Annotated in this window: 22 protein-coding genes and 6 pseudogenes; 21 read left to right on the top strand and 7 right to left on the bottom strand. The window is 70.6% G+C overall.

Annotation, left to right across the window (positions count from 1 at the left end; genetic code table 11):
- Positions 1 to 20 precede the first annotated feature (20 nt).
- The 6 genes and pseudogenes from ACFYX4_RS14530 (at position 21) to ACFYX4_RS14505 (ending at position 9,878) form a co-directional block, all read left to right on the top strand.
- On the top strand, positions 21 to 2,864 hold the full coding sequence (locus ACFYX4_RS14530; RefSeq protein WP_389331390.1) for a DEAD/DEAH box helicase: 2,844 nt from the start codon (positions 21 to 23) through the stop codon (positions 2,862 to 2,864).
- Positions 2,865 to 2,965: 101 nt separating this feature from the next.
- Positions 2,966 to 5,107: an SWIM zinc finger family protein gene (locus ACFYX4_RS14525; RefSeq protein ID WP_389331759.1), complete on the top strand. Its 2,142-nt coding sequence runs from the start codon at positions 2,966 to 2,968 to the stop codon at positions 5,105 to 5,107.
- A gap of 100 nt (positions 5,108 to 5,207) precedes the next feature.
- Positions 5,208 to 5,777: a hypothetical protein gene (locus ACFYX4_RS14520; protein WP_389331387.1), complete on the top strand. Its 570-nt coding sequence runs from the start codon at positions 5,208 to 5,210 to the stop codon at positions 5,775 to 5,777.
- An 83-nt stretch (positions 5,778 to 5,860) separates the two neighbouring features.
- On the top strand, positions 5,861 to 6,349 hold the full coding sequence (locus ACFYX4_RS14515; protein ID WP_389331384.1) for a GNAT family N-acetyltransferase: 489 nt from the start codon (positions 5,861 to 5,863) through the stop codon (positions 6,347 to 6,349).
- A 664-nt stretch (positions 6,350 to 7,013) separates the two neighbouring features.
- Positions 7,014 to 7,274, top strand: a pseudogene (locus tag ACFYX4_RS14510) (helix-turn-helix domain-containing protein); the annotation flags it as partial.
- 342 nt (positions 7,275 to 7,616) lie between these two features.
- Positions 7,617 to 9,878 carry a GDSL-type esterase/lipase family protein gene (locus ACFYX4_RS14505; RefSeq protein ID WP_389331381.1) on the top strand — a complete coding sequence of 754 codons (2,262 nt, stop codon included), beginning with the start codon at positions 7,617 to 7,619 and terminating at the stop codon, positions 9,876 to 9,878.
- 223 nt (positions 9,879 to 10,101) lie between these two features.
- Here ACFYX4_RS14505 and ACFYX4_RS14500 read toward each other — a convergent pair.
- From ACFYX4_RS14500 to ACFYX4_RS14490, 3 genes and pseudogenes are all read right to left on the bottom strand, one after another.
- Positions 10,102 to 10,413 (bottom strand): annotated as a pseudogene (locus tag ACFYX4_RS14500) (MarR family winged helix-turn-helix transcriptional regulator); the annotation flags it as partial.
- A gap of 94 nt (positions 10,414 to 10,507) precedes the next feature.
- Positions 10,508 to 10,778: pseudogene (locus tag ACFYX4_RS14495) on the bottom strand (NADPH:quinone reductase); the annotation flags it as partial.
- A complete protein-coding gene (locus ACFYX4_RS14490; RefSeq protein ID WP_389331756.1) occupies positions 10,673 to 10,993 on the bottom strand; it encodes a hypothetical protein in 321 nt (106 codons plus the stop codon). The gene ACFYX4_RS14490 and the pseudogene ACFYX4_RS14495, both read right to left, overlap by 106 nt.
- Before the next feature lie 143 nt (positions 10,994 to 11,136).
- Here ACFYX4_RS14490 and ACFYX4_RS14485 point away from each other — a divergent pair, with 143 nt between their 5' ends.
- The 12 genes from ACFYX4_RS14485 to ACFYX4_RS14430 all read left to right on the top strand — a co-directional run bounded on the left by ACFYX4_RS14485 (position 11,137) and on the right by ACFYX4_RS14430 (position 19,545).
- The gene (locus tag ACFYX4_RS14485; protein WP_010059700.1) at positions 11,137 to 11,292 is read left to right on the top strand and encodes a hypothetical protein; all 156 of its coding nucleotides are present in this window, start codon (positions 11,137 to 11,139) and stop codon (positions 11,290 to 11,292) included.
- A gap of 161 nt (positions 11,293 to 11,453) precedes the next feature.
- Entirely contained in the window at positions 11,454 to 12,083 is a 630-nt protein-coding gene (locus tag ACFYX4_RS14480; protein WP_389331377.1) for a transposase, read from the top strand.
- A gap of 108 nt (positions 12,084 to 12,191) precedes the next feature.
- Positions 12,192 to 13,760: a PP2C family protein-serine/threonine phosphatase gene (locus tag ACFYX4_RS14475; RefSeq protein ID WP_389331374.1), complete on the top strand. Its 1,569-nt coding sequence runs from the start codon at positions 12,192 to 12,194 to the stop codon at positions 13,758 to 13,760.
- A complete protein-coding gene (locus ACFYX4_RS14470) occupies positions 13,757 to 14,125 on the top strand; it encodes an STAS domain-containing protein (RefSeq protein ID WP_389331372.1) in 369 nt (122 codons plus the stop codon). Before ACFYX4_RS14475 ends, ACFYX4_RS14470 begins: the two co-directional genes overlap by 4 nt.
- Before the next feature lie 230 nt (positions 14,126 to 14,355).
- Positions 14,356 to 14,493 carry a hypothetical protein gene (locus tag ACFYX4_RS14465; protein ID WP_389331369.1) on the top strand — a complete coding sequence of 46 codons (138 nt, stop codon included), beginning with the start codon at positions 14,356 to 14,358 and terminating at the stop codon, positions 14,491 to 14,493.
- Between the two features lie 135 nt (positions 14,494 to 14,628).
- Positions 14,629 to 14,922 carry an STAS domain-containing protein gene (locus ACFYX4_RS14460; RefSeq protein WP_389331366.1) on the top strand — a complete coding sequence of 98 codons (294 nt, stop codon included), beginning with the start codon at positions 14,629 to 14,631 and terminating at the stop codon, positions 14,920 to 14,922.
- Between the two features lie 20 nt (positions 14,923 to 14,942).
- The gene (locus ACFYX4_RS14455) at positions 14,943 to 15,437 is read left to right on the top strand and encodes an ATP-binding protein (RefSeq protein WP_389331363.1); all 495 of its coding nucleotides are present in this window, start codon (positions 14,943 to 14,945) and stop codon (positions 15,435 to 15,437) included.
- A gap of 401 nt (positions 15,438 to 15,838) precedes the next feature.
- Complete coding sequence (locus ACFYX4_RS14450; RefSeq protein ID WP_389331360.1) at positions 15,839 to 16,102, top strand: hypothetical protein; 264 nt, start codon at positions 15,839 to 15,841, stop codon at positions 16,100 to 16,102.
- Positions 16,103 to 16,686: 584 nt separating this feature from the next.
- On the top strand, positions 16,687 to 16,890 hold the full coding sequence (locus ACFYX4_RS14445) for a cold-shock protein (protein WP_023586116.1): 204 nt from the start codon (positions 16,687 to 16,689) through the stop codon (positions 16,888 to 16,890).
- Positions 16,891 to 17,234: 344 nt separating this feature from the next.
- Positions 17,235 to 18,728 (top strand): DEAD/DEAH box helicase, encoded by a 1,494-nt coding sequence (locus ACFYX4_RS14440; protein WP_389331357.1) that lies wholly within the window; start codon positions 17,235 to 17,237, stop codon positions 18,726 to 18,728.
- A 46-nt stretch (positions 18,729 to 18,774) separates the two neighbouring features.
- A complete protein-coding gene (locus ACFYX4_RS14435) occupies positions 18,775 to 19,176 on the top strand; it encodes a CBS domain-containing protein (protein ID WP_389331354.1) in 402 nt (133 codons plus the stop codon).
- A 51-nt stretch (positions 19,177 to 19,227) separates the two neighbouring features.
- The gene (locus ACFYX4_RS14430; RefSeq protein WP_389331351.1) at positions 19,228 to 19,545 is read left to right on the top strand and encodes an SCO5918 family protein; all 318 of its coding nucleotides are present in this window, start codon (positions 19,228 to 19,230) and stop codon (positions 19,543 to 19,545) included.
- Between the two features lie 96 nt (positions 19,546 to 19,641).
- Here the strand turns inward: ACFYX4_RS14430 and ACFYX4_RS14425 are convergent.
- Together ACFYX4_RS14425 and ACFYX4_RS14420 are read right to left on the bottom strand one after the other, a co-directional pair.
- Positions 19,642 to 19,999 (bottom strand): annotated as a pseudogene (locus ACFYX4_RS14425) (hypothetical protein); the annotation flags it as partial.
- Between the two features lie 34 nt (positions 20,000 to 20,033).
- Positions 20,034 to 20,404, bottom strand: a pseudogene (locus ACFYX4_RS14420) (ATP-binding protein).
- Between the two features lie 209 nt (positions 20,405 to 20,613).
- On the opposite strand from ACFYX4_RS14420, the pseudogene ACFYX4_RS14415 reads away from it, so the two are divergent.
- The 3 genes and pseudogenes from ACFYX4_RS14415 to ACFYX4_RS14405 form a co-directional block, all read left to right on the top strand.
- A pseudogene (locus ACFYX4_RS14415) lies at positions 20,614 to 20,700 on the top strand (MerR family transcriptional regulator); the annotation flags it as partial.
- 245 nt (positions 20,701 to 20,945) lie between these two features.
- Positions 20,946 to 21,149 (top strand): cold-shock protein, encoded by a 204-nt coding sequence (locus ACFYX4_RS14410; protein ID WP_031104458.1) that lies wholly within the window; start codon positions 20,946 to 20,948, stop codon positions 21,147 to 21,149.
- A 461-nt stretch (positions 21,150 to 21,610) separates the two neighbouring features.
- Positions 21,611 to 22,396 (top strand): hemolysin III family protein, encoded by a 786-nt coding sequence (locus ACFYX4_RS14405; protein ID WP_389331753.1) that lies wholly within the window; start codon positions 21,611 to 21,613, stop codon positions 22,394 to 22,396.
- Positions 22,397 to 22,800: 404 nt separating this feature from the next.
- Here the strand turns inward: ACFYX4_RS14405 and ACFYX4_RS14400 are convergent, their stop codons facing one another.
- Both ACFYX4_RS14400 and ACFYX4_RS14395 read right to left on the bottom strand, forming a co-directional pair.
- The gene (locus tag ACFYX4_RS14400; RefSeq protein ID WP_389331347.1) at positions 22,801 to 23,652 is read right to left on the bottom strand and encodes a YihY/virulence factor BrkB family protein; all 852 of its coding nucleotides are present in this window, start codon (positions 23,650 to 23,652) and stop codon (positions 22,801 to 22,803) included.
- A gap of 207 nt (positions 23,653 to 23,859) precedes the next feature.
- Positions 23,860 to 24,876, bottom strand: coding sequence for a DNA-directed RNA polymerase subunit alpha (locus ACFYX4_RS14395; RefSeq protein WP_389331344.1), 1,017 nt, complete (start codon positions 24,874 to 24,876; stop codon positions 23,860 to 23,862).
- Positions 24,877 to 24,904: the final 28 nt, after the last annotated feature.

Here is a 24,904-nt window from a genome sequence, read left to right as displayed (position 1 = left end):
GCGGGAGGTGAACACACGGGATGGGCGACACGACGAGGGCTGCCGGACCGCCCGGGGAGCCGCCCGGCGTGCGCCTCGCCGCCGTCTTCCTGCCCGCGCCCCTCCCACGCGACGGCCGCATGGCCTTCTGGGATCCGGACGACGGCCCACTGCCCGCCTCCGCGCGGGCCGAGCGGACCGGTCCCACCGAGTTGACCGTCGTACGCCGGCACGGGGCCTCCGTCCGCCGTCGGCAGGTCCCCGCGCTGACGCTTCCCCTCGACGCCGCGCTCCCGCTCCTGGTGCGGGCCCGCCGCGACCCCGCCGCCCACCCGGCGACGGCCTGCTGGGGCGCGGCGGCGCTGCACGCGCTGCGGCTCGCCGCCCGCGGCCGTCTGCTGCCCGGCCTGACGCCCGCCGGCCACGACGCCTGGCGCGCCGGCCCCCTCGACCCGGAGGACGTCGCCCACCTGCGCGCCGTCGCCGCGGCCCTCCCGTACGAGGGCCACGCCGTCCCGCTGCCCGGCCCCGGCCCGCTGCGGCTGCCGCTCCCCGAGGCCCTGATGCGGTCCTTCCTGGACGCCGTCGCGGACACCCTGCCCCGCACGCCCGCCGCGCCCCACGACTGCGGGCGGCCCTTCGCGGACCGCCGGCCGCAGCGGCTGTCCGACGCCCACGAGTGGGCCGCCGAGGTCGCCGCCGGCATGGACGCGGGCGTGCGGATCTCACTCCGGCTGGACCTGTCGGCGTACGACCTGTTCGACGACGGCGAGAGCGCGCGCCGCGCGGGAGCCGCCGTCGTCCAGGTGCACAGCCTCGCCGACCCCACGCTGGTGACGGACGCGGCGGCCCTGTGGGCGGGCGAGGCGGACGCCGCGTTCGGGGCACGCGCACGCGTGGACGCGGCGCTCGCCGTGCGCCGCGCCGCCCGCGTGTGGCCGCCGCTCGCCCGGCTCGCCGACCAGGAGGCGCCCGACGTCCTGGCGCTGTCCGAGGACGAGGTGGGCGACCTGCTCGGCGTGGCCGCGACCCGCCTCGCGGCCGCCGGGGTGGCCGTGCACTGGCCCAGGGACCTCGCCCACGACCTGAGCGCGACGGCGGTGGTACGGCCCGCGCCGGGCTCCGCGACCGACGGCACGGGCTTCTTCGAGAGCGAGGAACTGCTCCAGTTCCGCTGGCAGTTGGCGATCGGCGGCGATCCGCTCAGCGAGGCCGAGATGGACGCGCTGGCCGAGGCCCACCGGCCCGTCGTCCGGCTGCGCGACCAGTGGGTCCTCGTCGACCCCGCCCTCGTCCGCAAGGCCCGCAAACGCGAACTGGGCCTGCTGGACCCGGTGGACGCCCTGTCCGTCGCCCTCACCGGCACCGCCGACGTCGACGGGGAGAGCGTCGAGGCCGTCCCCGTCGGTGCCCTGGCCGCCCTGCGCGACCGCCTCACCACCGGCGTACGGCCCGCCGAACCGCCCGCCGGCCTGCACGCAACCCTGCGCGACTACCAACTCCGCGGCCTGGCCTGGCTCGACCTCATGACCTCGCTCGGCCTCGGCGGCTGCCTCGCCGACGACATGGGCCTCGGCAAGACGATCACCGTCATCGCCCTTCACCTCAAGCGGGCCCGCAGCGAACCCACCCTGGTGGTGTGCCCGGCCTCCCTCCTGGGCAACTGGCAGCGCGAGATCACCCGCTTCGCCCCCGGCGTCCCCGTCCGCCGCTTCCACGGCGCCGACCGCACCCTGGACGACGTGGCCGGCGGCTTCGTCCTCACCACGTACGGCACCATGCGCTCGGCGGCGGCCACCCTGGGCGGGCAGCCCTGGGGCATGGTCGTCGCGGACGAGGCCCAGCACGTCAAGAACCCCTACTCGGCGACGGCGAAGGCCCTGCGCACCATCGCGTCCCCCGCGCGCGTGGCGCTCACCGGCACGCCCGTCGAGAACAACCTCTCCGAGCTGTGGGCCCTCCTCGACTGGACGACCCCCGGACTCCTCGGCCCCCTGAAGTCCTTCCGGGCCCGGCACGCGCGCGCGGTGGAGAACGGCGAGGACGAGGAGGCGGTGGAGCGGCTGTCCCGCTTGGTCCGCCCGTTCCTCCTGCGCCGCAAGAAGTCCGACCCCGGCATCGTGCCCGAGCTGCCGCCCAAGACCGAGACCGACCACCCCGTCCCGCTCACCCGCGAACAGGCCGCGCTGTACGAGGCGGTGGTGCGCGAGTCGATGCTCGCCATCGAGACGTCGGACGGCATCGCGCGGCGCGGCCTCGTCCTGAAACTCCTCGGCGCGCTCAAGCAGATCTGCGACCACCCCGCGCTCTACCTCAAGGAGACGACCCCCGGCACCGGAGACGCCCTCGCCTCCCGCTCCGGCAAACTCGCCCTCCTGGACGAGCTGCTCGACACCCTGCTGGCCGAGGACGGCTCCGCCCTCGTCTTCACCCAGTACGTCGGCATGGCCCGCCTGATCACCGCCCACCTGGCCGACCGCGCGGTCCCCGTGGACCTCCTGCACGGCGGCACCCCGGTGCCCGAACGCGAGCGCATGGTCGACCGCTTCCAGAGCGGCGCGACCCCTGTCCTGGTCCTCTCCCTCAAGGCCGCCGGCACCGGCCTGAACCTCACCCGCGCGGGCCACGTCGTCCACTTCGACCGCTGGTGGAACCCGGCGGTGGAGGAACAGGCCACCGACCGCGCCTACCGCATCGGCCAGACCCAGCCCGTCCAGGTCCACCGCCTCATCACCGAGGGCACGGTCGAAGACCGCATCGCCGAGATGCTCCAGGCCAAACGAGCCCTGGCCGACGCCGTCCTGGGCGCGGGCGAGTCCGCCCTCACCGAACTGACCGACCGTGAACTGTCGGACCTGGTGCGACTGAGGAGGGAGGCGCAGTGAACGAGAACGACTCGACTGCCGACGCCGCCCAGCAGTCTGCCGACGCCGCCCCTCCGCAGCGGCAGGACGCCCCCCGCCCCGCCGACGAGGCCCGCCGCGCCCTGCGAGCCGCACGAGCACGGGCGACACCGGTGACGGACTCCACCGGGACGGAGGCGTCCGAGGAGCCGCGCGAGTCACGCGAGCCACGCGAACTGCGCGGCCCGGCCGGCGAGCGCCCGGCCGGCGAGCGTCCCGCCGACGCCGCGCGAGCGGCACTGCGCAGGCCGGGCACCGCCCAGCGAGCGGTCCCGCCTTCCGTGGCGGGCTCGGACCCGGCGGTCGGCTCGGACCCGGCGGTGGGCTCGGACCCGGCGACGGGCTCCGCCTCCGTCGTGGGCTCTGACCGTGCCGGGGGTTCGGCTTCGAGGCCGGACGCCGCTCCTGCGGCAGGCTCGGCTGCACCGCCGACGGGCTCGGCGTGGACAGGGGCTCCGGAGGCGCGAGAGGGCTCCTCTGCCGCCACGGGCGGCACGCCCTCGACCGGCTCCGCCCGTGCAGCGGAAACACCTCCCTCAGCGCAAACACCTCCCTCAGCAGAGACAGGCCCCTCAGCGGACGCCGATGCCTCAACGGCCGCCTCCCGTGCGGCGGATGACTCACAGGCAGCCGACGTACGCCCCGGGGACGTCGCGCGGGAGGCCCTTCGGGCGGCGCGTGCGAAGTCGCGGCAGGACGCGGCCGACGCCGCTGGGCGGGGTCGCGGGCACGGCCGCAGGCCTGCGCGCGGTGAAGCCGCCCCCGGTGCCGCCCGCGCCGGTGACCGACCGGGCCGGAGCGCTGTCGCCGACGAACGGGCGCGCGAGGTCCGTAACCTGCTCGCCGACGCCTTCCGGATGCCCACGGACGAGCCGTCCACCACTCCCGCCACCGGCGAGGACACCCCGCCCCAGGCGGCCGTCACCCCGTCCGCCCCCACCCCCCGCTCCATGTCCGCCCCCTCCCGCGACGGCGACCACCGCCGCACCTTCCCTGCCTTCTCGCCCCGGCCCGCCGTCACCGAACACACCCCCTTCGCCGACACCTGGTGGGGCAACGCCTGGATCACCGCCCTCGAAGAAGGCGCGCTGGACGTCAAGCGGCTCGCCCGTGGGCGGAGTTACGCCGAGCAGGGGAACGTGGACGCCATCACCGTCACGCCGGGGCTCGTCCTCGCCTACGTGCAGGGCAGCCGCCCCCGCCCGTACCGTGTGCAGGTCAGGCTGCGCACCCTCGGTGACGAGGACTGGGAGCGGTTCCTGGACGCCGCCGTGGAGCGCCCGGGGCACATCGCCGCGTTGCTGGACAAGGAGATGCCCGAGTCCCTCGCCGAGTGCGGGGTGCCGCTGCTGCCGGAGCCCGGCGACCTCGCCCCGCAGTGCAGCTGCCCCGACCGCGGTCACCCCTGCAAGCACGCCGCCGCCCTCTGCTACCAGACGGCACGCCTGCTCGACGCCGACCCGTTCGTCCTGCTCCTGCTGCGCGGCCGGGGAGAGCGCGAGCTGCTCGACGCGCTGTCCCGCCGCAACGCCACCCGCGCGGCTCGCGCCGCACAGGAGCGGGAGCCCGAACCCCTGCCCGGCGTCCGAGCCACGGACGCCCTGGCGTCCGCACGGCAACTCCCGCCGCTGCCACCCCCCTTGCCCGCGCCGCCGCACCCCGAACAGCCCCCGGCGTACCCGTCGCTCCCGCACGGCGGCCCCGACTCCTTCGCCCTGGACCAGCTCGCCACCGACGCGGCTGCCCGCGCGCACGCCCTGCTCACCACCGGCCGCGACGAGATCGGCGAACTGACTCTCTGGGAGGACGCCGTACGGCTCGCCGCCGCCCGCCCCGGCTCCGGCCTCACCGCCGCCACCCGCTCCCTGTACTCCGCCCTGGCCTCCGCCGCAGGGCGGACCCCGGCCGAGCTGTCCCGCGCGGTCGCCGCCTGGCGTCAGGGCGGCCCCGACGGTCTCACCGTCCTGGAGGACACCTGGGACCCGCCGGCCGGCCGCTTCGACCGGGCCCGCCCCCTCCTCCTCGCCGCCGACCTCCCCGCCTTCCGCCCCTGGCGCAACCACCTCACCCACCCACGCGGCCACGTCCAACTCCGCTATGGCCGCGACGGTTTGTGGTACGCATACGAGTCCGAGCCGGGCCACGAAGACTGGTGGCCGCGCGGCACCCCCGACGCCGACCCGGTGGGAGCCCTGACGGGCCTGGACGGCGCAGGAGACCTCTGAGGACCTGATCCACCTCCGGACCCGCCACCCACCCAGCCTCCGCCCGTCCGCCCAGCCACACCCGGCCCTCCCGGGCCACCCAACAACTTGCGGAGACCCCATGCCGCTGCCGACGCGCCCCGCCCGGCCGACGGCGTTACCCGTGGCACTGCTCCTGGCCACCGCCCTGATGACCGCAGGCCTGACCGGCTGCTCCGCGCTGTCCCCGTTCAACACCTGTGACGACACCGAGGCGCGGCTAAAGGACCTGCGCTCCCAGCCGATCCTGAACTCCACCCCCGAGGGCGCGACCGCCTCGAAGGGGCTCGACTCGGTCGACGCGCGCTGCATCGACGACACCGGCGACGCCTGGCTCTACGCCGAGCGCGTCTACGCGTTCCCCGGTTCCCGGCAGGAGGTCGTCGACTTCTACCGCACCGCCGCCAAGGCGGACGGCTGGTACCTGCCGCCCGCCCCTCCCGCCTTGGGCACCCCCGAAACAGCGGCGGGGTTGTGCTTCACCAGAGGCGGGGACGGCGACGCCCTCATGCTGACCCTTCGGTTCACCACGGCCGGCGATCTGAAGATCGAGCACGACTACGACGCCGGCCCGGAGTTCGACTCGGGCTCCGGATTCGAGATGAAGGTCGGCTCCGAGACGGACGGAGCGAAGACCGGCTGCTGGGATTGACGTCGTCCAGGTCGGGGCGTCGCGGGGCGAGCAGACCTCGACCCGCCGCAGGACGGTACGCCCCGGTGCGAAATACTCTCCCGATGAGTTCACGCAATTCGCCGACCGGCCGGCCGATCACGATACGGAGGGCCGTCGCGCGGGACGCCAAGCGGCTCACGCGGCTGGTGCGTGGCTCAAGCGCCTACGAGGGCAAGTACGCGGCCGCGGTGGAGGGCTACCGGGTCGGTCCTGATTACATCGAGGCCCACCGCACCTTCGTGGCCGTCGGCGCGGACGAGCAGGGAGGCCGGGTCCTCGGGTTCTACTCGCTCGTCCTCGCGCCACCGGAGCTCGACCTGCTGTTCGTCGCCGACGAAGCGCAGGGACGGGGTATCGGACGGCTGCTCGTGGAGCACATGAAGTCCGAGGCCCGTGCCGCCGGGCTCGACCGTCTCAAGGTCGTGTCGCATCTTCCCGCCGAGGACTTCTACCACCGCGTGGGTGCGGTGCGGACCGGGACCGCGTTCGCGAATCCGCCCGCCGTGCCGTGGGACCGTCCCGAATTCGAGTTTCGCATTCCTCCGGAATGACGCGGTGCGCCGGTCGCCGGGGCACCGGCTTCGCCCGCATGGTGGCCGCCACGCAGGAGCCGCCGGACGCCGCGCGCTCCGCGTGTGCCGTCGCCTCCATGGGGTATCGCCGAGATACGGGTCAAAGGGGCAATGAGTTGATCTTGAAGCCTCTGGTGGGCGTCCGGGCTCACTCCGCGCCGTGGGCTTCCTCGGTGAGGATGCGCTAGACGGTGGCGACCGAGGGGCGCTGGCCCTTGTTCTTGCCCGAGTGAGGGCGTCGAGTTGGCTCTGGAGCTCTTGCTGGGCGGTACTGCAACGGGAGTACCCCACCCTCGTGGGCTTTGTCGTGGCCTCGGGCACGGCGGCGTCGATGGCCGTGCCCATCTCCCACGCGTGGCCGGGGCCGCGGTCGGCGGGGGTGCGGACTTCGAGCTCGGCGCGGAGCTGGGGGACGATCATGAAGCGGGGGGTGTGGTACTTCGGGGCGACTTTGCCGCCGCGGGTGCGGCAGGTGCTTCCGGCGGGCACCTCACATGTGGGGCAGTCGAACTGTTCGACGGCGGCGGCCGGTTCGGCGAGCTCTGGCATGTCGCAGAACCAGTGAGGATCCGGACGGCGGATTCTTCGCGGGCGTCGGCGGGTCAGCCGCGTTGTCTGCGAGCCCGCAGGGCGGCCCAGTGGCGCCGAGCTGCTCGGCTGCTCGGTCCGCACCCTCAGCCGCGCTGCCCGGTACGCCACCGGCCAGGGGGTGCGGGAGCTCATCCACGAGCGGCGGCTGCTCGAAGCGCGGCGCCTGCTGGGTAGCGCGCAGTGGGAGGCCCGGACTGTGGCCGCCCACCTCGGCTTCACCGATCCCGCGAACTTCGGCCGCTTCTTCCGCGACCGCACCGGTCTCACGCCGGCCGCGTTCGCGGCCCGCGAAGCCACAGACGCCGGTCCGTGAGCGCAGCGCGGCGCCCCGATGGCTCGCCTCTGCCCCGGTGTCAGTAACGGAGGGGCTTTCGGCCGCGGCCAGAGCCCGAACGTCGATCTGATCAGCGCTCAACCCCGGCCATGGTCGGGCCGCTTCGCCACGCGCGAGTGTTTACGCGCGGTTCATGCCGGACTCATCTGAGCCGGAAACGATCAACCTCCACATCTGGAGGTGTGCTTGAACACGCGAAGAACGACTGGCCTGTTGGTCTTGATCATGTCGGTGGTGGTGACGCTCTTACCAGGCCTGACGTCCCCGGCGAAAGCGGCGGACCGGGACCTGACTCTCACCCTGAACGCGTCGGACCTCGGCGTGAAGCCAGCCTTGCTGCGGGACATGGTGCCGGAGATGCAGGCGGACATCAGGGAGCACGGCGGACTGGGCCCCGCGGTCAAGCAGGCGCTTGTGGACGGTCAGGTGAGCGGAGCCGCCTTCGACACCTCGCAGTGGCCGAACTTCGACGGCACGGTGGACCTGGCCTCCAACGACGCCGGTCTGGTCGTCAGCGTTCCGGCCGGGGAGGTCACCACTTCCTGGTCATGGAAGACCATCGCCGCCGGGCTGATCGCCTGGACCACGGGATACGGCGTCAGGACGATGTGCATCTCGATCCTGACCGCCACCGGGGTGGGCGCCGCCACTATCCCGGTCGTCTGCACCCCCATCCAGGGGGTGATCACCGGCGTCATGGGGGCACTCATGACGAACGTGTTCAACGGAACCCTGGGCACCCCCAAGGCGACCAGCGAGATCATCATCGCCGGGCTGATCGGACTGGCCGGCGGCGTCGTGTGGGAGAAGTGGATCGCGCCGTGGGCGAAGGCGAACCTCGCCGAAGCCATCAAGAAGGTCGGCACCTGGATCAGGGGCAGAGTGCCCTGGCTCAACTCCTGGTTCGGCAACGGGATCGCCGACGAGGCGGACGGGCTCGGCCACCAGCTCGAGGAACTGGAAGATCTCCTCAACGAAGCGATGAGGGACTGGGGCGGGCTGCGCACCCCGCTGCGCGTGATGCCGCTCGGAGACTCGATCACCTACGGCGTGGAGAGCTCCGACGGGAACGGCTACCGCGATGAGTTGTACGACTACCTGAAGGGCAGTGCGAGCAGCGTCGACTTCGTCGGGACGGTGAAGGCCGGCTCCATGAGCGACCGTGACAACGAGGGCCACCCGGGCGACTTGATCGACGAGATCGCGTCCTTCGCCTATTGCAGCGTCCCGCGCTATCAGCCGAACGTGATCACCCTGCACGCCGGCACCAACGACATGAACAGGAACCACGAGCTGGCGTCCGCCCCCGCCCGGCTCAAGAGGCTGATCAACCAGGCGTTGACGCACTCGCCACGTGCCACGGTGCTGGTCGCACAGCTCATCCCGACCGGCAAGGCCGGGCTGCAGCCACGCATCGACGCGTACAACGCGGCGCTGCCCGGCATGGTGCGGGACCTGCAGCGTGAGGGCAAGCACGTGCTTCTCGTGGACATGAGGCGGGTGCTGGTCAGCGACGGACTGGAGAACGACGCACACCCGACGGACGCCGGGTACGCCAAGATGGCCCATGCCTGGTACGGCAGCGTACTGCTGGCGAGCGCAAAGGGCTGGCTTCAGACTCCGCTGCCCGAGAAGGCACCTGACGACTGCGATCCCTCGGACTCTCCCGTCGGGTCGTCGGACCCGGGGGACTCTCCCATCGGTTCGTCGGATCCGGGAGATTCTCCCATCGAGTCCGGCGAGACGGTCCTCGGCGCGGGATGGCGCAGGCTGGGCGTGATCGCCCCCGGATACGGCGACAACATAGGCCGCACGGTCATCACCGAGCTCAATGGCGACCAGCGGGCCGACTACCTTCAGGTCCGCGAGGACGGCAGCTTCCGCGCGTCGGTGAACACCGTCGGCACACCCGGGCATCCCCACTGGATGGACGTGGGAGAGTACGCCCCGGGCGACGGTGTCCACGCCGATCAAGTGCGATTCGCGGACCTCAACGGGGACGGACGGGACGACTACCTCGTCGTCAGTTCCGACAGCGAGGTACGGGCCTACATCAACTTCCGCGGGCCGGGCGACAAGCTCAGATTCGAATACTGGGGGACCGTCTTCGACGAGGAGTCGTTCGACCGGGACAACCTCCGGTTCGCGGACATCACCGGGGACGGGCGCGACGACATCCTGCGGGTCGGCGCGGAGGGGGCGGTCCACGTGTACCGGAACATGTGGGATCCCAACAGCGGGCAGGTCAGCAGCGAGCCACAGTCGCCGGACTGGCGACTGTGGCTCAACTGGGCGGGTGGCACCCGGGGTTCATCGCTGGAGGCCGTCCGGTTCGCGGATGCCGACGGTGACGGCCTGGCCGACTACCTCCAGGTCGGATCAGAGGGCGCGGTGCACGCCTTCCTCAACCGCGGTGGCGGGGGCAACGGCAGCTTCCAGGCCCGCTACGACTGGGCCAACGCCTCCAGGTACCCGCGCAAGTACGTCCGGTTCGCTGACATCAGCGGCGACGGCAAGGCCGACTATCTGGTCGTCTACGACGGCGGCGCAGTCCGCGCCTGGCTGAACCGCGGCGGCAACTAGTCTGGATCGTTCCCGTGCGCCGTCCCGCGTGGAACGAAGGGCCCCGTCGCGGTGATGCGTTCGCCGGTCGTGGCCGGAGGCCGCCATCTTGGGTCCCGCCTGCCGGAAGCCTGTAGGAAAACTCGCGCCTCAGAAGATCTTTTGGCGACGTGGGTGTCGGCCATCCCGGCAAGACGGCGGCCTCGTCGTCCCGGACCGCTTCGGTCAGCCCGGGGCGAGGGCGTACCGCGGTGACGAAGGGGGCGAGTTCGGGGCGCTTCTCGGCCTCGGCCAGGGCCTCCAGCAGTGCGGTGTCGTTGGTCGGGCGTGCCTTGTCGAGCAGTCGGCGGCCGGCGTCGGTGACTTCGTCGTAGGTGCCGCGCCGGTCGCCGCGGCAGAGGAAGCGCGCCAGCAGGCCGCGGTCCTCGAGGCGGGTGACAAGCCGAGTGGTGGCGCGCTGGCTCATCCGCAGGTGGTGGCCGCCGTACCCGGACACTTGGCCGCTGAGCACGTCCAGTACAGAGAACTCGCCAACGCTCAGCTCGTGTTCCGCCTGTCGTGGCACCATTCCGCTCCGCGGCTTCCCTGTCCATCGGCGTTGACCCATATCGGAATCATTCCCCTCAGAATGGACCGTCGCCCCAGGGGCTTCAGTCGTCCAGGACGACGACGTGCTTGCCCGGGGTGGTGCCGGACTCGAGCGACCGGGACTTTGAGGCGCCCTTCGGCGATGGCCTGGAGCCGGCGGGCGAAGACGTCGGTCGGCAGGTCGGTTGCCTCGCCCGCGTAGCTGGTCGGCCGCACCCCACTGGGGATCATGAAGGGGGTGAAGTCGGGGATGGACCAGCCGCCCGCCAGGGCGCCGGTGAAGCAGACGGTGCCGTGCACCCGCACGCATCCGAAGGTGTCCGGCAGGACCGCATCCGCGCCGCGGCCCGCTCATTGGTGACCGCCGAGCGCAGCAGGACCAGCAGCGCGTCGTCGGCCGGGTCGCCTTCCCGGCGTTCGAGGAAGTGCCCTACAAGGGTCTGCGCCAGCTCGTCGGCAGGAACGTCCGTGAGGTCCGGCAGTCGCAGATCGACGGCGAGTGTCGCGTCGAAGAGCTGGGCCGAAGTTTCGAAGGAGGGAGTGAACACCGTGTCGCCGGGCACAAGGGTTATCGCACCGAGGTCCTGGCATTCGGAGCTGGTCGGGATCTACCCACCAAGGGACGAACTCAGGCCCTTGTGAAGCTCATACGCACACGCGCCTGAGCCGGAATTGACGATGGGGTTTAAAAATGATCATTCTTGGGCTTATTCTGCTGATCATCGGCCTGCTTGTCGGCATGGGTCTGCTGACGACGATCGGTGGCATCCTCATTCTGGTCGGCGCCATCCTGTGGATCCTGGGTGCGACCGGTCGCGCGGTCGGTGGACGCAAGCACTTCTTCTAAAGTCAGGGCGCCTCACCAACTCTCTGTGACGAGTAACGTGTCCATGACTCCCTCCGCGTCGGAAACTCCACACCGTGAGGAGCTGGAGCTTGAGCGCAGAGCCTGGCTGCGGGGTGAGGCGGATGCTGCCGCTCAATACAGGGGCCGCAAGGTCCTGGTCCGTGAGCGGGAGCCGCATCCACATCTCCGACCGGCTGCGGGACAAGGCCACCGGTCGGCAGACAGTGGCCGAGCTGGGCCGCATCCCGTCCACCATCAGCCGGGAGATACGCCGCAACCTGCACCCGGCCGACGGGCAGTACCGGCCGCACGCCGCCCAGGCACGCGCAGACGTCCGCCGGCCCCGGCCCAAGCTGGGGAAGATGGGCGAGAACCCCGAACTGAGCTCCTTCATCCAGCGGCGTCTGGACCTACGGTGGAGCCCCGAGCAGATCTGTCAGGCTCTGCGGACCCAGTTTCCCGGTCGGCCGGACATGCGCGTGGCCCACGAGACGCTCCATCAGGCCCTCTACGTCCAGGGCCGCGGCGGGCGCGCCGGGAACTCGCCAGCCCCCTGCGCACCGGTCGGGCCCCGCCGCAAGTCCCGTCGGCAGGCCCAGCAGCGCACACCACGCTTCGCCACCCCGATGGTCATGATCAGCTCGGCCACGGTCTGGGTGCGCCCCAGGCGGCTGCTCGGTTCCTCGGTGGCGCGCGCGAGCGGTGACCGGGTCCGCCAGGTCCTCGCGGCGGAGAACCTGGTCGACCTGGCCGGGGGCAACGCCCGTCGGAGTTTGTGCTCAGGCCGGTGAACAGCTTGTGGTCCGGACCACGAACGCCGTCACGTCCGCCTTTTGCCGATCACTACGGTGGGTGCTTGGGCGGCCGCTCCACGATGCCGGTGTGCTACGAAGCTCGCCGTGGCGTCGGGTCGCCGGCCGCGTTCGGTAGGGTTCCGGTGTGCTGGCTGTCTGGTCGGTGCCTTCCCTGGGGGGATGAGCGAGACGAGGGACATGCCGGAACAAGCGATCCTGCCTGCCACACCACCGAGCGAGCCTTTGGCCGTGTCGGTCGAGGCGGCGCGGATGGCGGCGGTACGCCGTTACGACATTCTCGACACTCCGCCGGACGGCGCCTACGACCGAGTCGCGGCGCTGGCCGCGCGGCTGTTCGAGGTGCCGGTGGCGACGGTGACGATCGTGGACGAGGACCGGATCTGGTTCAAGGCCGCGCACGGGCTGGAAGGCGTCAGCGAGATCGGCCGGGATCCGGGCCTGTGCGCCTCGGCGGTGCTGCGTGATGACACCACCGTCATCCCCGATACGCTGCTGGACCCGGTCGCCTGCTCCAACCCGCTGGTCGCCGGCCCGATGGGGGTGCGGTTCTACGCCGCCGCTCCGATCATCACCGCCGACGGGCACCGCCTGGGCACGGTCAACGTCCTTGACACCCGCCCCCGCGAGATCAGCGAGGCCGATGCCACCACCCTCACAGACCTGGCCGCGGTGGTGCGTGATCAGCTGGAACTGCGACTGTCGGCGTTGCACGTGATACGCGCCGAGCAGGAGCGCCGCCAGGTCGAGCGGGAAAAGCGTCAGGCGGAGGAAGAGGCCCGCCGGCGTGCGGAGCGGGACAAGGCGGCCATCGCCGCGTTTGCCTCCACCCTGCAGCGCACCCTGGTGCCTCCCGCGCTGCCCGCGGTACCCGGGCTTGAGCTGGCCTGCCACTACAAGACCGCCTCCCCGCAGGAAGTGGGCGGCGACTTCTACGACGTCTTCCCCGTCGACGGAGGCCGGTGGGCGTTCTTCCTGGGCGATGTGTGCGGCAAGGGCGCCGAAGCCGCCTCGGTCACCTCACTGACCCGCTACACGCTGCGGGCCGCAGCCCTCGTCGACGCGGACCCCACGGCCGCGCTCAAAGCCCTGAACACCGCGCTGCTGCTCGACGCGGCGGTTGGCACCCGCTTTTGCACCGCCGTCTTCGGCCTGCTCGATCCGGCCCGGGACGGCGGTTTCACTGTCACGCTGGCCACTGGCGGTCACCCGCCCGCCTATCACCTCAGCTCTGCGGAGGGCGGCGGGGTACGGGTCGAGGCGGCCCGCGCCAAGGGCGGCATGCTGGTCGGCGCGTTCGCCGAGGCCGCCTTCGCCTCACTCACGCTGCACCTGGCGCCCGGCCAGGGCTTGCTGCTGTACACCGACGGGCTGACCGAGGCCCGCACCGCCGATGGCCACATGCTCGCCGATACCGGCCTTACCGACTTCCTTGCCCAGCGAGAAGCGCCAGTCAGTGCCGGCGCCCTGATCGACGACACCGTCGCGCTCCTGGACACACTCCCCGACACCGAACGCGACGACGTGGCGCTGCTGGCCCTGTCCGTCCCCACCGCGGACGCCGCTCCCGCCGGCATCACCACCACAGCTCACAGCGCCGCCGCCCCGACCGCACCCGCCGACGCCTCCGTCGGGCTGGAGATCCGACGCCCGTGACCGACGCATTCCACATCGACGTCCCGCACACCGACGGCGCCCTGGCCGTGATCACACTGTCCGGTGAATTCGACATCGCCGCCGCACCCGCCGTGCGGGCCCGCGCCCTGGAACTCGTCGCGGCCGGACACGCAGACCTGGTCGCAGACCTGTCGGGGGTCACGTTCTGCGACTCCTCAGGGCTGGGAGCCCTCGTCGGCATCTGGCGCTGCGCCAAGGACGCCGACGGCTCCCTGACCCTGGCGGCCATCCCCGACCGGCTGAGCCGCCTGCTCGACGTCACCGGGATGGACACCTTCCTGCCCGCCTACCCCAGCGCCGAGGCCGCGCTCGCCGCCCGTCAGGGCAATCGGACCACCGCCTGAACACCCTCGCTCGCAGGAGAGGCATCAGCGGGCTTGCCTGGCGCAGCCCAGCCCTACAGCTAGGTGTTGCGGGTCATGACGTTGTTGACGCTCATGCGATGGGTTCGGGGGTGTGAGTTCCGCCAGATCGGCCATGGTCTCGTCGACGACCGTGGGACACGCGAGCCCGAGCTGTCGGCGCACGCTCAGGCTGTACGGGGACGAGGCCCTGCGCGCCTTCGTCGCGGACCATGCCGGCAAGGCCCCGCAGGATCCAGGCTCTGACGGGCATGCTGGACGACTTCGGAGACGTCTCGACGACGACCGCCCTCCTCGCCGTCGGTATCCCCGCCCTCACCCCCGACTCGAGGACCGAAGACACCGCATAGGTGCGCTGAAGATCACCACCCGAGACGCCCCGACAGGTCCCGTTCTGGAGATCGTCGGCGAACTCGACTACACCAACGCCACCGAGCTGCCGGACCTGCTCACCACGATCCCCCCTCCAGCCAGGACAGCGCGTCGTGCTGGACCTGGCCGGCTTGGAGTTCTGCGACTCCAGCGGGGTCAGCGCCCTGATCGCCGCCCGTTATCTCGCCGGTGCCGCCGAGGCCGATATCGTCCTTGCCGCAGTCCTGCCCACACCCTGCGCGTTCTGCGCATCGTCGGCCTCGACAGATCTTCTCCTTCAACCCCGGCAGCGACGCCGCTACCCGGCCCTGACCGGGGAGGCGGCATCGGGCGCTCCCCACGGTGTGTGTGGTGGGCACCCGGGTACGCGAGAGAACAGGGCGGCGAAAAGCACCGAAGAGCGGTGAGCGGGACGAAAGGGTGCCATATGGTCATCACGCTGAGGAAACAGACGGCCGACAAGCAGGGTGGGGATGAGGGCGCCCCGCTGCGCTACGGCGCGACCTGGGAGGAAGGCGCGGCTCGTGCCGCAGACGCTCGCCACGCCCTGCGCGCCTTGCTCGGCCACGCCCCTCGAACCGGCCGCGCAGCAGTGCCGGCGGCCCTGGCCGTCGACGCCGAACTCGCCGCCAGTGAGCTGGTCACCAACGCCGTCCGGCATGCTCCGGGCCCCTGCGGGATGACCCTGCAGTTGTCCGGCGACCAGTTGACGATCACCGTATGGGACAGCTCCACCGAGAAGCCGGCGGTGAAGAAGGCCGACCCGCGGCGCATCGGCGGTCATGGGCTGCACCTGGTGCACACGGTCAGCGACAGGGTTGTCGTCGCGCTGCGTGAAACGGGAAAGCGGATCACCGCCCATCTGTCCCTGACACCGAAGCAGAGCACCATCGGTGTCCGCGGAATCGCGCTCCCGGGCTGAACGTCAGCGTCTTCGGTCCGTAACAGCGAAGACAACGGACTCAGGGGCGTACTTGCGGGCGTTGGTGACGAGCTCGCTGCGACCACCAGTTGGGTCCAGCGCGACGGTGGCCTGTATCTGAGGGGCGTCCGGCATCACGGTGCCCTCACCCTCGGGGGCCGATTCTGCCGGGTCCACCCTCGTTCCCCCTTCACACGTCCTGCGCGTACCCGGCACTCTGCCTCACATGTCCCGTGAGAACCGGGATGGCTGCGTATCGCCGGCGCCCAGGAATCGGTGCTACGGCTCCTTGAGATCGTCGGCCTGGACAAGGTCATCGGCTGCCATCCCACCGTCGACCGGGCCCTGACCGCCTGACCCGCACCGTTCCCGACCACCGCGTTTCTACCCGGCTTCCGCGTTTGGGGCATCCCGGCGACGTCACGAAAATCGGTGGCCGCATTCTGGAAAAACTTCTGCAGAAGCCCTTGGACGACGATCTGGCACTTCTGGTGACCCAGGTGCGCCGACTTCCCGAAGATGCCACTGCCACCTGGGAGCTGGTCACCAACGCCATCCGCTACGGCGGTGCCCCAGTGGGCCTGCGGCTGATTCGAGATCAACGTCTGCTCTGCGCGGACTCCGATCCCAGCCAGACGCAGCCGCATCTGCGACGTACCCGGTAGACGGATGAAACCGTGGTCTGTTCCTGGTGGCGCAGCTGACCCATCGCTGGGGCAGCCGCTACACCGGCGCTTCAGCCGACGGTCACCAGCACACGTCGCACCGTCGAACTGCCTGGTTGCTCGGTCGGAGTAGTGCACTGAAGAGGTGGGCTCGCTCACCCACGACCCGGAACGGCAGCCGCTGCGGCATGGTCATCCCACAGTCTCGCAGCTGCGTTTTTCTGGGTGGCAGCGGCTTTTCCCCAGCCGTCGCGCAGTGTGCCGGTCGGCAACTCTTCCTGAGACGTTAAACTCCGGGTGAATCAAAATCTGTTCCCGAGGGATCAGATTTTTGGGGGCCGTGCGGCGGGAGTTTTTGCCGCGAGGAGCGGCGTGGAATTATCCACCGCACACGGGCCGCCCCGGCGTGCTACTGTCGTTCTCAGTTGCAGTTGTGGTTCCCGAAACTTCAAGTGCCCCCGCCAGACTTCTGCCGGGCGGGAGCACTTTTGTATTTCCGGTCATTTCCGGGCGGGGTGATCATCGCGGCGACACGGCGTCCGCGCAGTGCGGATGCCGATGCACTGCCCCAAAGGAGATGTGACATGGCTGCTGGTACCGTGAAGTGGTTCAACGCGGAAAAGGGCTTCGGCTTCATCGAGCAGGACGGTGGCGGCGCCGACGTGTTCGCCCACTACTCGAACATTGCCGCGCAGGGCTTCCGTGAGCTGCTCGAGGGCCAGAAGGTGACCTTCGACATCGCGCAGGGCCAGAAGGGCCCGACGGCCGAGAACATCGTTCCGGCCTGACGCTCACGCACAGACTGCAGCTGGGGCCCGCATCCTTCGGGGTGCGGGCCCCAGCTGCACGCGTATCCCGCAGCGGTTTCACCCGCGGGACGATCCGGAGGAATCCGCAGTACCACCGTAAGCGGTTCCTCCCACAGGACGCAGGCGCATCCTGAAGCGCTGCACCGCAGCCGGCGCCCGGATCGCAAGGTCCCTATCGCGTCACCCATTTCAGCACCTGTGCCCACGGATGTTTTCGCCGGCCAGATCTGCTTTCTTTTGCCACCGGTCCATACTGGTAATTCTCCGTGCCATTCATCGCAGCGGGAATTCCTTGATATGTGCCACATCGAGGAAGGTTCCGCATGAACCGCACGTACACGAATGACCGTCCCGCCCGCACCCGTGACGGCCGTGCCGACGCCGGAAGGGGCGGCAGCGGCTACGGCTCGCAGGCACCGCGCCGTACTGGGAGGCCCATCCGCTCCGGCGGTTACGGCCGTCGGCCCGCAGCGGCGCAGGGTGAGTTCACCCTGCCCAGGACGATCACCCCTGCCTTGCCCGCCGTCGAGGGCTTCGCCGATCTCGACATGCCCGAGCAGCTGCTGGCCGAACTCGGCAGGCAGGGGGTGACCGTGCCGTTCCCGATCCAGGGCGCGACGCTGCCGAACTCGCTGGCGGGCCGTGACGTGCTGGGCCGCGGACGCACGGGTTCCGGCAAGACCCTGGCCTTCGGCCTCGCCCTGCTCGCCCGCACCGCCGGACAGCGTGCCGAACCCCGTCAGCCACTGGGGCTGATCCTCGTACCCACGCGTGAACTGGCACAGCAGGTGACCGACGCGCTCACCCCGTACGCCCGCTCCGTCAAGCTGCGGCTGGCCACGGTGGTGGGCGGCATGTCGATCGGCAAGCAGGTCGGCGCGCTGCGCGGCGGAGCCGAGGTCGTCGTCGCGACACCGGGGCGGCTCACGGACCTCATCGACCGCGGCGACTGCCGACTCAACCACGTGGGCATCACGGTGCTGGACGAGGCCGACCAGATGGCCGACATGGGCTTCATGCCCCAGGTCACCGCGCTGCTCGACCAGGTGCGTCCGGAGGGGCAGCGGATGCTGTTCTCCGCCACCCTTGACCGTAACGTCGACCTGCTGGTGCGCCGCTTTCTGACCGACCCCGTCGTGCATTCGGTCGACCCGTCGGCAGGTGCGGTCACGACGATGGAGCACCACGTCCTGCACGTCCACGGCGCCGACAAGCACGCCGCCACGATCGAGATCGCCGCCCGCGACGGCCGCGTGATCATGTTCCTGGACACCAAGCACGCCGTCGACCGGCTGACCCAGGACCTGCTCAACAGCGGGGTACGGGCCGCCGCGCTGCACGGCGGCAAGTCGCAGCCGCAGCGCACCCGCACGCTGGCGCAGTTCAAGACGGGGCACGTCACCGTGCTGGTGGCGACCAACGTCGCGGCGCGCGGCATCCACGTCGACAACCTCGACCTCGTTGTCAACGTCGATCCGCCGACCGACCACAAGGACTACCTGCACCGCGGCGGCCGTACCGCCCGCGCCGGCGAGTCCGGCAGCGTCGTCACGCTCGTCACGCCGAACCAGCGCCGAGGCATGGTCCGTCTGATGTCGGACGCCGGAATCCGGCCGCAGACCACCCAGATCCGCTCGGGCGACGAGGTCCTGAGCCAGATCACCGGCGCCCAGGCCCCGTCCGGCATCCCGGTCGTCATCACCGCACCGGTGGCCGAACGCCCCAAGCGCAGCACCACCTCCCGAGGCCGACGCCGCCCCGCCTCGGCGACCAGGCGCACCCCCGTACGCAAGCCCGTCCTCGACGCGGCGGCCTAGAACTTACGTGATCAAGAAGCCGGCCCATCTCTGCAGGAGGCACCCTTTGACGCTGGTTCAGACGCAGCCCCGCCCGGCGGACGCCAACCCCGTGCACACTGCGGTGGAGGTCATGGACGCGGCCGGACCGCAGGTCTGTGACGACATGAGCGTCGAGGTGGCGCTGGCCGTCATGGCCGCCGCACGTACGGGCCGGCTGGTCGTCTGCGACCAGGACGACCAGCGCACCGGCCTGGTCACCCGTACCGAACTCGCCGCCGTCCGCGACAGCTCCGACTACACCGACCGTGTCCGCCTGCGCGACATCCTCGGCGACCACGGCTCGTTCACCTCACCCGTGACCACGATGGCCGAAGCCGACCACGCGATGCGCGCCCGTCGGCTCGGTGTCCTGCCGGTGGCCGACGAGCAAGGCAGCGCCCTGGGCATCCTCGCCCTCTCCCGCTGAAACACCTCGCCCCTGGTCGGACCGCTCCTTCCCTTCTCTCTGTGAGGCCACATGCGCTGCGTCATCGCCCGCTTCCCCTTCGAGCTCACCAAGGGCGGTGTGCTGGAAGCGATGAAGGGCGTCAAGCCCGAACCGGTCACCGGCGAATCGGTGATCATCGGCCGCCGCCACTACCCCGTCAAGCAGGTCGGCCAGGTCATCACCCGCCAGGACCGCCGTGACTTCAGCGCCGCCGAAGTCCTGCGGGCCATGACTCGGCTCGGCTTCACCTGCCGCGCCGTCCCCGAGGCAGCGCCCCTGGGCATTCTCAGCCCGATGCAGCACGCCTCCGCGATGCTCGGCACCCCCCCTCACGGTCTGACCCGGTAAACAGACACGAGCCGACACCTGACCAGCAGTGTGGGCCCGACCGGTACACCCGTCGGGCCCACACTGCGTGCAGCCGGCTCCCGTCGCCGTCGCTCGGTGGTCGGAACAGCTGAAGGCGCCCACGGTCCAGGCGCCGGCGTCCTCGATCGCAACCCGGTACATCCCGCCCGTCTCCGGGATTCCCACCGTGCCCTGGAGGATCCGGGCGACATGAAAGTGCAGATGCGTCGGCTGCTCGTCGTCCTTCGCGGGGGCGTCGAAGACGGCGGCGAACTCGCCCAAGCGGGCGGCTTCCCTCAGCACATCCGACACCCTCTGCCTCCACACCGCTTCGGCAGCCAACCGACCGGTGATGTCAGCGCCACCGGTGGCCACGCATCTGGTTGCTCTGGCCAGACTCCACCGGGGCGGCAACGTCAACCAGCAACTCGTCAGGCGGCGTGAGGCGGACCATATTCGCCGGCCATCCGGCTGCTTGAGCGGTGACGCTACCGAGCAAGGAAGGCGCTCACGGTCTTGCCGCCGGAGGCCCGGCGGGTGACCGCCGTGGCGTGGGCGAGGCGGGTGACCATGGGCCAGCCGAAACCCACGGTGCCGCCGTTCAGGTCAGGGGTGCGCATGCGCGGCACATGTCGGCTGGGATCGTGAACGGCGACCTCGATGGTGTCGGGGTGCGCAGTCAGTTCCAGTGTGCAGCGGCCCCCACCGTAGCGCAGGGCATTGGTGACGAGCTCGGACACGACCAGGACCACGGTGGCCCCGCGTCAGGGGCAACGGCCGGCTGCTGCAAACCTTCGAGGAAGGGCCTACCCAGCCTCGGTGCCCCGCCCCTCCACCCGCCAACCCCGCAGAGCCACAGTGCTTGCCTGAAGGGGACGGAGGACCACAGTCGATGCATGGCGGCACCTGCTGCCGTGAGCCCGTGTCTCAGCAGCCCGCGGTCTGCTCGAGTCAGGGGCCGTGCCGGTTCGCCGCGAGCTGCTCGATCATCCCGGGATCGTCGAGGGCGGCTCGGGGCCTCCTGCCCCGCTCGTCAGCGGCCGACCTGCGGGGGCGTCACGGCTGGACCTCGAAGACCAGCTCGAGGAAGCCCAGCGCATCAACGCCGAATATCGCCGCGCCGCCGAATCAGCGAACCCGACGGCAGCCGCGTGAGATGAGCGTGCCCGTCAGCGTCGGCGGGCACCGCGCGCACGGTCTCGGTGCGCGGTTGTGATCATTTCCTATGGTGACGCGGCGTGTGGGCGTGTAACGTCTGCGTCAGCTGTCGTGGTTCGGAATTCCCTCTTGCCCACGCCTATGGTGTGGGCGTTTTGCTGTGCTGTGCCGCAGGGACCAGGGCGATCACCTCCGTCTGCCACATGAAGTGGGAGGCGTCCATCGACTGGAAGGCATGAGACATGGCTACGGGAACTGTGAAGTGGTTCAACGCGGAGAAGGGCTTCGGCTTCATCGCCCAGGACGGCGGCGGCCCGGATGTCTTCGCGCACTACTCCGCGATCAACTCCACCGGCTTTCGTGAGCTCCAGGAGGGCCAGGCCGTGACGTTCGACGTCACCCAGGGCCAGAAGGGTCCGCAGGCCGAGAACATCAACGTGGCCTGACCTCGCAGACCGGTCCGAGAGATCGCGCACGCCGCGTCCAGGTGGCGGCCGCCGCCCCTGCGGGCCCTGCCACCCACCCGGACGAAGGCGCCTGCTCTCGTGCCGGGCCGGCAGGATCAGGGGCCGCGCAGCAATGGCTGCGCGGCCCCTGATCTGTGCAGGGCCCCGGGCCGGTGCGACTTCGGTGGTCTGCATCGGCGATCCTTGCGCGTAGGCGAGCGGAGATGCCCGTTCGGAAGCCCAGATCGTTCCCATGACCAGCCGTTCTGCTCGGCTTCGGCACGCCCGATCGGCGGAAGCCTCAAGGGGACTGGGGTTCACACGGCGGCGAACCGGCCCGGGCCCTGGCGACGTGGCTCTGGGGTTCTGGACCGACCTCCCGTCATGTGTCCGGTGAGGTTTCCTAGCATGACCGCATGGTTGCCAGTGACGCCCAGGAGCCCGGGGGAGGACGAGAAGCTGTGTCCCGCGACGCCGCTGAAGTCGATTGTGGTCACGTCGTGTCAGCGCGTGGAGAGCGCGGGGCAGACGGGCCGCCCGACCCATCACAGGGCGACCATGCGGGAGAGGGGGCTCACTCGGTTGCTGCTCTGGTGGAGCGGGTGTCTGACCTGGCCGAGCCGATCAAGCCGAGGTTGCGTGGCTGGCTCCATGCCGGAATGGTCCCCGCCGCACTGATCGCAGGCGTCGTGCTCATCTGCCTGGCCCCTACTCCGCAGGCGGTCGTGGCCTGCGCCGTGTATGCGGCCACCGCCTGGCTGCTGTTCGCGACCAGCGCCATCTACCACCGCGGCACCTGGGGACCGCTCGGCGAGGCTCTTCTGCGACGCCTCGACCACGCCAACATCTTCCTGATCATCGCCGGCACCTGCACCCCCCTGGCCGTGAGCCTCCTCCCGCCGGATCAGCGGTCCGTGCTGCTGTGGGTCGTCTGGACGGGAGCGTTGGCCGGCATCGCGTTCCGGGTCCTGTGGGTCGGAGCTCCGCGTTGGCTGTACACCCCGTGCTACCTGGCGCTGGGGTGGGCACCGGTGAGCTACCTGCCCGACTTCCTGCACACCGGCGGAGCGGCCGTAGTGGTCCTGATCGTGGCCGGCGGTCTCCTCTACAGTGCGGGCGCGGTGGTCTACGCCCTCCAGCGGCCCGACCCCGCACCCCGCTGGTTCGGCTTCCACGAGGTCTTCCATGCGCTGACCGTGGTGGCCTTCACCGCGCACTACACCGCCATCTCCCTCGCTACCTACTGACCCCGCGACAGTGTTCCGGTCCGCCGCTCATCGCCCACGTCGCCGCGCGCTGGACCCGCGGCGGACCGGGCGGTCGCCGAGGCATCGCCCCGCGCGTGAAAGTCGAGGCGGAAGACATCAGGGGGATGGTTCGCTGTGGCGCATCACGCGTACGCCGGTGGAGGGACCAGGGATACGAGGTTGTACTCGCCGCCGTTTGCCCTGAAAGTTGGCATCGCCGCGCTCGCGGCCGGCCTGTGGTCTTCCCGTGCCACCCTGGCCCTGATCGCGCTGACCTTGTGCGGTGCCCTGTCCGGCCCAGCGACGGCGCGCCGCGCGAGGCCAGAGGCCGCCACTGCCCACGCGGCCGCGGCAAACGGGCCCCGAGGGTACGGGCGGTCAGCCGCAGGTCCGAGAAGACCGGCTCATTCCTCGTGCGCAGGCTTCGTCAGCTCTGCGTTGAACTGAGCGCCGATCAGCAGCGACAGATTGGAGAGCCACAGCCAGACCAGGAACACCACGACGCCTGCCAGTGAACCGTACAGACGGTCATAGGTGCTGACCAGGGAGGTGTAGACGGCGAATCCGAGTGAGACGGTCAGCAGGAGCGCCACCGCAAGTGTGCCGCCGGGCGCCATCCTCCGGACAGGGCGGGAGGACGCCGGTCCTGACCGGTACAGGACGAGCACCAAGGCGACGGCTACGGCGGCCACGACCGGCCACCGCAGCGTGTCCCAGGTGGCCTGGGGCCCGGTACCCAGACTCAGAGCCTGACCCAGACGCCGGGCCAGGCCGCCGGTGAGCAACAACGCCAGGGTCGACGTCAGAAGCAGGGAGCTCAGGACGAGTGCTGTGGCGATGATGCGCGGAGCGGTACGCCAGACCGGCCGGTCCGCGCTGGTCCGATGCATGGAGTACAACGCCCGGCGGAAGACGCTCAGATAGCTGCATCCCGACCACAGGGCCCCCGCCCCTCCGACGAAGATCAGCGTCCATGCCGCCGTCGGCTGGGCGACCATCTGCCGCAGGGTGCTGCGCAGCAGAGCGCGGGACTCGGCCGGGGCCGCCTGCGTCATGCGGTCGATGACCTCCGGCTCGGCGGTGGGCATGGTCAGACCCAGGGTCGAGAGGATCACCAGCAGCAACGGGAACAGGGCCAGAACCGCATAGTAGGTCAGCGCAGCGGCCCAGTCCGTGACGTCGTCGTCCCAGACGGCCACCGGCGTCCGGCGCAACGCCACCCACCACCGAGCCGCGTGACCGTCTGCATCATCCATGACGCGGATGCTCTCACTCTTCGTCCTCGGGCCACCATCCAGCACTGGGGGCGGCAGGACCCGGCACGTGTGCCGGGTTACCCGACGTGCTTGGGAAGGCGGGACGGTCACGGGGCCACGGTCCCTTGGCACCGCGCGGTGAACAGAGCGTGGAGATTCTCCTGTCCCTGTGCGCGAGGTGTCTCTATGACCGGCGCGGCGCAGCCTTCAGTATTGTTCGGTCTCCACGAAACCCCCGTCCGAGTCGTCGTCCGCACCGAGTGCGGCGGCGGTCGGGTTGAATCCGGGCGGGCTGTCCTTGAGGCCCAGGCCCAGGCCGGCCAGCTTCGCCTTGACCTCGTCGATGGACTTGGCGCCGAAATTGCGGATGTCCATGAGGTCGGCCTCGGAGCGCGCGAGGAGCTCGCCGACGGAGTGGACGCCTTCACGCTTGAGGCAGTTGTAAGACCGGACGGTGAGCTCGAGCTCCTCGATCGGCAGGGCGAGGTCGGCGGCCAGGGCGGCGTCCGTGGGGGACGGGCCCATGTCGATGCCCTCGGCGTCGATGTTCAGCTCGCGGGCCAGACCGAACAGCTCGACCAGGGTCTTGCCGGCCGACGCCATGGCGTCACGCGGGCGCATGGCCTGCTTCGTCTCGACGTCCACGATCAGCTTGTCGAAGTCGGTCCGCTGCTCGACACGCGTGGCCTCGACCTTGTACGTGACCTTGAGGACCGGCGAGTAGATCGAGTCGACCGGGATGCGGCCGATCTCCTGGCCGACCTGCTTGTTCTGCACGGCGGAGACGTAACCGCGGCCACGCTCGACCGTCAGCTCCACCTCCAGCTTGCCCTTGCCGTTGAGCGTGGCGAGGACGAGGTCGGGGTTGTGCACCTCGACACCGGCCGGGGGCGCGATGTCGGCGGCGGTGACCAGACCCGGGCCCTGCTTGCGCAGGTACATCACGACGGGCTCGTCGTGCTCCGAGGAGACGACCAGCTGCTTGATGTTGAGGATCAGGTCGGTGACGTCCTCCTTGACGCCCGGCACGGTGGTGAACTCGTGCAGGACGCCGTCGATGCGGATGGACGTGACCGCCGCACCCGGGATCGAGGACAGGAGGGTCCGGCGCAGGGAGTTGCCGAGGGTGTAGCCGAAGCCCGGCTCCAGCGGCTCGATCACGAACCGGGAGCGGAACTCGTCGACGACCTCTTCGGTCAAAGACGGACGCTGAGCAATCAGCACGGGGTGTTGCCTCCAGTGGTTTTGGCGC

This window comes from Streptomyces sp. NPDC002328, from assembly GCF_042890065.1.
Classification (GTDB): domain Bacteria; phylum Actinomycetota; class Actinomycetes; order Streptomycetales; family Streptomycetaceae; genus Streptomyces.
The sequence above is the reverse complement of the archived record's forward strand: the minus strand, read 5'-3'. Positions and strand labels throughout refer to the sequence as shown.